This window comes from Spirosoma horti (assembly GCF_054776595.1).
The window spans coordinates 1-5781 of record NZ_BAAHBQ010000023.1; the positions used below are offsets into that span (position 1 = coordinate 1).

General features: G+C 47.5%; 6 protein-coding genes. 2 read left to right on the plus strand and 4 right to left on the minus strand.

The window, feature by feature from the left end:
• Nucleotides 1–475: 475 nt before the first annotated feature.
• Both ACYVAM_RS31710 and ACYVAM_RS31715 read right to left on the minus strand, forming a co-directional pair.
• Nucleotides 476–1339 (minus strand): SDR family oxidoreductase, encoded by an 864-nt coding sequence (locus ACYVAM_RS31710; RefSeq protein ID WP_461074176.1) that lies wholly within the window; start codon nucleotides 1337–1339, stop codon nucleotides 476–478.
• A 65-nt stretch (nucleotides 1340–1404) separates the two neighbouring features.
• Complete coding sequence (locus tag ACYVAM_RS31715; RefSeq protein WP_461074177.1) at nucleotides 1405–1815, minus strand: winged helix-turn-helix transcriptional regulator; 411 nt, start codon at nucleotides 1813–1815, stop codon at nucleotides 1405–1407.
• Nucleotides 1816–1897: 82 nt separating this feature from the next.
• On the opposite strand from ACYVAM_RS31715, the gene ACYVAM_RS31720 reads away from it, so the two are divergent.
• Both ACYVAM_RS31720 and ACYVAM_RS31725 read left to right on the plus strand, forming a co-directional pair.
• Nucleotides 1898–2671: an SDR family oxidoreductase gene (locus ACYVAM_RS31720; protein ID WP_461074178.1), complete on the plus strand. Its 774-nt coding sequence runs from the start codon at nucleotides 1898–1900 to the stop codon at nucleotides 2669–2671.
• A gap of 105 nt (nucleotides 2672–2776) precedes the next feature.
• Nucleotides 2777–3724 (plus strand): polysaccharide deacetylase family protein, encoded by a 948-nt coding sequence (locus ACYVAM_RS31725; protein ID WP_461074179.1) that lies wholly within the window; start codon nucleotides 2777–2779, stop codon nucleotides 3722–3724.
• A 195-nt stretch (nucleotides 3725–3919) separates the two neighbouring features.
• Here ACYVAM_RS31725 and ACYVAM_RS31730 read toward each other — a convergent pair whose 3' ends face one another.
• The gene (locus tag ACYVAM_RS31730; protein ID WP_461074180.1) at nucleotides 3920–4402 is read right to left on the minus strand and encodes a YdeI/OmpD-associated family protein; all 483 of its coding nucleotides are present in this window, start codon (nucleotides 4400–4402) and stop codon (nucleotides 3920–3922) included.
• A 332-nt stretch (nucleotides 4403–4734) separates the two neighbouring features.
• The gene (locus ACYVAM_RS31735) at nucleotides 4735–5511 is read right to left on the minus strand and encodes a glucosamine-6-phosphate deaminase (RefSeq protein WP_461074181.1); all 777 of its coding nucleotides are present in this window, start codon (nucleotides 5509–5511) and stop codon (nucleotides 4735–4737) included.
• Between the last annotated feature and the right edge of the window lie 270 nt (nucleotides 5512–5781).

The window sequence follows — 5781 nt, forward strand, 5'->3', positions numbered from 1 at the left end:
AAAATTACTGAAATTAATTCGACGAAAGAATTGACGCTTCGTCCTCCCTCGCTTGAGCAGCTTTCTGACTTTATCGAGCAGGCTAAAACATTACCCGCAGGACTGGAATACTGATTGACACTGTGTACAGGAAACCCAGGTTGATCATCTCGGCTTGAACCGCTACGATGCCCGCCGAAAGCAATGGGCCCAGTTCGGCAACTTAGCCGGTAAGCGGTCGGGTCCTCCCTGATGGCTGAAGACAACGCGGTTGCCCGCTTGCACCATCTTCGCTGCCAGCGCCTTGCCGACGTGGCCGCACTCGACAAATTCGATGGCTTTGAAAGCATGGTAGGCGCTTGAGGGAGGGAAACATGCTGGCGAGAAAGCGGAAACAGCCTGGCCATCCTAGGCTGGAATCAGGCAAGTGAGCTCTTGTGGGAAGTCAATGGCCTGGCTGGATTATGCACGGGGTATTTGCAGCCCCTACAAACGGTCAGGCGCCCTGGAAATAAGTCGTTTTCAAGTACTCCCGTAGCGAAGTTGGCTTACGGCCCAGCAGACGCTCGACTGTATCGTGTGGCACGGCCAGCATACCGTCTTTGGTAGCGGCACCCCACTGAGCCAAGAAGGTGGCGACCACCTTGGGGAAGCCGGCGGCTACTTTCTGCACAATGTAGGGCGCCAGCTCGCTGCTAGTGTAAGCGACGGGCCGACCCGCTAACGCGGAGAATTCCCGGGCGATATCATGAAACGAATAGGCTTTGCTCCCCGTCAGTGTATATTCCTGGTTTTCATGTCCTTCGCTGGTCAGCAGGGCAGCCGTAGCAGCGGCCAGTTCGGTGCGCTTGACGAAAGCGATCTTGCCGTCTCCCGCCGGAAAACGTATCTCCGTGTCCGGCACCTCACTTCCAATCAGTAACGCCAGGCCTTCAAAGTAGTAGCCATTTTTTAGGATGGTGTATATCAGCCCGGACGTTTTGAGATAAGCTTCCGTGGCCAGGTCGCTTTCGGTGACCTCCGGCATAACAAAATTTGTGCTGCGCTGGATGCTGGTGTAAAATAGGTGCTTCACCCCGGCTTGCTTAGCGGCATCGATGACGTTCTGGTGCTGGCGCACCCGGTCGGTAAAGGCCACGGCAGAAACCAGCAGCACCTTATCGACTCCCCGAAAGGCTTGCACCAGCGCGGGATAGTCAAAGTAGTCGGCTTGCCGGACGTCTATACCCCGCTCCACCAGGTCGGTGGCTTTGCTAACGTCGCGTACCAGGGCACCGATTTCTACGGCCGGGGTGGTCGTGAGCAAGCAGTCGATGGTTTGGTGGCCTAACCCACCGGTAGCTCCCGTAATTAGAATCATGGCTGGCAAACAAAACTGACTATCCTCATTATTGATCCTACCCAACTCATTTTAGAACGATCTATTTAGGGCTTACTACGGAGAGTTTCCTGAATGGTTCTGATGGTTCCTTCTTTATCCTGCTTCAAGGCTTGGTGCAGGTTGGGGTTCAGGCCGGGGGGATTATACGTGGACCCCCATAGGCCAATTTCCAGGATAATCGGTACCAGGGAAATGCCCTTTTCGGTCAGCCGATAAACAAACTTCGATTTCTTATCGGCGGCCACTTGCTTGGTCACAAAGCCATTCGTCTCCAGCATACTTAACCGGTCGGCCAGGATATTGGTCGCGATCTTCTCTTCTGAACTCAGAAACTCGCCATAGGTCGATTTGTTGTTGAGGGCCATATCCCGCACGATCAGCAATGACCATTTATCACCAAAGAAATCGAGCGTATAGCTCAGGGGGCATCCCGACCGGGGTTTAATCGCTTTCATAAAAAAATTATCTTTTTACTTGCATAATGCAAGTAAAGTGTTTTACCTTTGTTCGCTTGCAATTTACAAGTAAAGTTAATGCATGGAAAAACATAATCAAACAAGCACGATGAAACTTACAAACAAAACCATTCTGATTACCGGCGGTGGCTCCGGGATTGGGTATGCAACCGCCAAATTTTTGAGTGAAAAAGGCAACCGGGTTATTATAGCTGGTCGCAACCCGGAAAAGATCCAGGCAGCAGCTAAAGAATTAGGCATCGATTCCATCGTCTGCGATGTGACCGATGCGGATGCCGTCAAAAGACTAGTGGCCGAACTGGAAGCCAATTACAGCGATCTGAGTGTATTGATCAACAATGCTGGGGTAGGCTACGTGTATAAGTTAGGGGAAGGCGCCAACGCGTTTGAGAAAGCAAAGCAGGAATTTGAAACGAACTATTTTGCCCCCGTTCGCTTGATTGAAGCGTTGTTACCGCTCTTGAAAAAACAGCCTGAGGCAGCCATCGTCAATATTACCTCCAATGTGGCCTTCCATCCATTAGTGGTTTTGCCGACCTATTCAGATGCTAAAACAGCCCTGCACTCTCATTCTGTGGCCTTGCGTTTAACCTTGTCTTCAGATACAACTATTAAAGTTTTCGAGGTAATGCCCTCGCTGATCAATACAGATGCTACCAAAGATATGGGTGGCCAACAACATGGCTTGCCACCGGAAGTAGCAGCCGAAGCTATTTATACTGGCATCGCAGAAGATCGTTATGACATATTTGTTGGGGAAGCCGGGCAGCAATACGCAGATTACCTGGCTGACCCTCAAGCAGCTGTAGCTACGTTTAATCAGGGACTTTATTAATCAAAAGGCTTCATCAACGCTGTTCTTGTTTGGGTAAAGCGTTGATGAATAATCTCATCGACTCCAGGAAATTCATTAAACGATACGCTCTTATACATTCCCGTTATGACAGACAGGAGAGATTTTATTAAACAAACCGGCCTGCTATCATTGGCCGGTATGATGGGTGCTAACCAAGTAGCGATGGCTGAAAAACCGAACAAGGTTTATGCCCCTACACCATCAAAGTGGGCAGATGGATCAAGGCTTGTCGTTTCTGCTACCATGCTATTGGAAGCAGGCGGTCAGCCGGATAACGCGCCAAGCCCTTTCCCGCCTACTATGAAACCCGGTTATAAGGATTTGCCTGCAACCACCTGGTACGAATATGGTTATAAAGAAGGTATCCCGCGGATGCTGGACAATTGGGATAAATTAGGCATCAAGGTAACCTCACACATGGTGGGTTCCGCTGTTCTAAGAAACCCGGCGTTGGCTAAAGAGATTGTAGACCGGGGGCACGAGGCCTCGGGCCATGGTATGACCTGGAAAGATGAATACGACATGTCGTACGATGAAGAGAAAAAATTCATTAAAGATGGGTTGGATGCTATTAAAAAAGTAACCGGCCAAACCGCGGTTGGTTATAACGCTAACTTTTTGCGCCGTAGTGAAAACACGCTGAAGATCTTACAGGAGCTCGGCTGCATTTATCATATTGATGACCTAAGCCGGGACGAGCCGTTTATTATTAACGTAAATCAACAAGATTTTGCGGTTGTTCCCTACACCGTACGCAATAATGATTTGGGTATGATTGAATTACGCAATTATTCGCCCGATCAGTTTATGACTCAGATTAAGATGGAATTCGACCAGCTTTACGAAGAGTCGGCAACCCGGCGTAGACAACTTTCCATCACCTTTCATGACCGTGTCAGCGGCACTCCGCAGATGGTTAAAGCCGCAACAGAATTAATCACCTACATGCAGAAGCATGCCGGCGTTGTTTTTAAACGCAAAGATGAAATAGCGAAGATGACTCTTAAAGATCCTACCAGCGTTCGTGAATAATGCTTGAGAGGAGTGGACCAAAGGCTGCGTGTTTCATCACGCAGCCTCTTCTATTTAGTAGCTGTTCAGCTAGCTTCGCGTTCAACGAAGTTGTCGAGAGCTTTTGTGGTTACCTGATCTCAAAAAACGCTCTATTTATTGAAAAGCCGGTTTTTATAAGTTGCCAATTCTATTCTGAAGCATTGGGTCATGTGCTTAAGGCTTTGCTCTTCCAACAAATCGACCATTTCCCAGCAAAAAATTGATTGCTCTGTCAACGTTTCGGTCAATGCTTTCCTGGTTTTTCAGCTTAGTTATGTAGCGCACGATCTCGTGTTGCAGCGAAGGGCGTAAGTTCTCAAATATTGCCTTGGCTGATGGGTTTGCCTGCAGCGCTTCCCCTAACTGGGGGTGAAGTTTTAGGCGTCGGTCAGTGGGGTCAACCTCGATCGTAATCTCAAGGGTCTCACCAATTCGTTTGGGCGAATTTTTCAGCATTGTGGTGTTGATGTAAAGCCGCCAGTCGCCCCTGTATTTGACTAAAGTCTGTTGGTAAGGCAGTTGGTTGATAGTGCCACGTATCGGAATTTTCCCTTTTTGGTTGCAGGGGTGGTTAAGAATTGGCTCTAAAATCTCTTGTGGTACAAACACAAAGGGGTTCACGCCGATTATGTTAAGGTCAGCAGTAAAGTTGTACATGGGATTTTTTTAGTGACTGGACAGGGTGACTGCCGCAAAGAATTACCGCATTAATCAGTAAATTGATTTGTGGAACTTTTAATGCATATCATCTTGAAAATCAAGATGATATCTTATTTTTGTCTTGTGATCAATTCATAGATTAACAAGCGTTTTTATTCTATGATGGATATTCTTACGACTTAAAAATTCGGTACGTTGAAAGGGTAGTATAAGTTTAGGATACAAATCAGGAATTAGATTTTACGCTGCTAATACTCTATCTGAAAATCGTCTGGATTATTGGTACAGTCCAAAGCAGTCATTTACTGGCTCAATCAGCTAAGCTTGTGTTAAAGGAATGAACCACTATCCTGATCAATAAACAGAGTCGCGTTAACATGGTTCCGTAAAATAGTAGAGGGGTATTGTTCCGAAATAACATCTGCCAGCGTGTGGTGGATCGCTTCTGCTTTGTGAGCTGCCGGTACCATGCAAAAAATAACAGGTGCTTTGATCAGCGCTGGAATTGTGAGTGTTAGGGCGTATTCAGGTACTTGATCCAGGGTGTCAAAACAACCGTCGTGAACTTGCTGCCATCGACTTGTCAAGTCTAAAGCAACCTTCTTAATGAGGGTAGGATCATCGAAATGAGCAACATGAGGATCGTTGAACGCGATATGACAGTTTTCGCCAATGCCCATGCAGACGATGTCTGTAGGGTAGTCCAGAAGTAACGATTCATAACGTTTACTCTCAGCATCAGGGTCGTTGTTCCCACGAATGTAATAAATAGCCCGCAGCGGTACTTTATCAAACAGCCTGTCTTTTAGGAAGTTGCCAAACCGCTGGGGCGCGTCATCGGGCAAGCCGATGTATTCATCCATATGAAAGGCATTGATACATTCCCAGGCAATATCGGGTTGTTGAGCAAGTGCGTCCAGAAACTCGTTTTGTGAGGGCGCAGCCGCGAATACAATGTTGACAACAGATTGTTTTTTCTGCAAGTCCCGAATCGTGGTGGCAGCGAGTTGTGCCGCATTTTCGCCTAGATGCTGGCGGTTTTCGTATAGTTTTACTGTAAGCTTGTCAACGCTGAATTCGCGTAAGACGGGGATTTGTGTATCCATAGTATGTGTTAGTGCTAGGTCGCGAGTTTATTGTCTGGGCAAGGCCCCGACCTGGTCTCTGAGGTTGCAGGTAGAGGGCCAAGCCAGTCCGTAGCTCATAGATCAACCTTCTTTCGAGTAAACAATTTTTCCCTGGATCATTGTGTGTACGTCGTCAAATGAAAGTGGACAAAAGGGGTGAAAATGAGAAGAGACAATTTCCTAAATTGTTTCACTCAAATCACCTTGGTTATGTCCAATTCAGCCAAAAAATCCCCTTCTAGTCGTTCC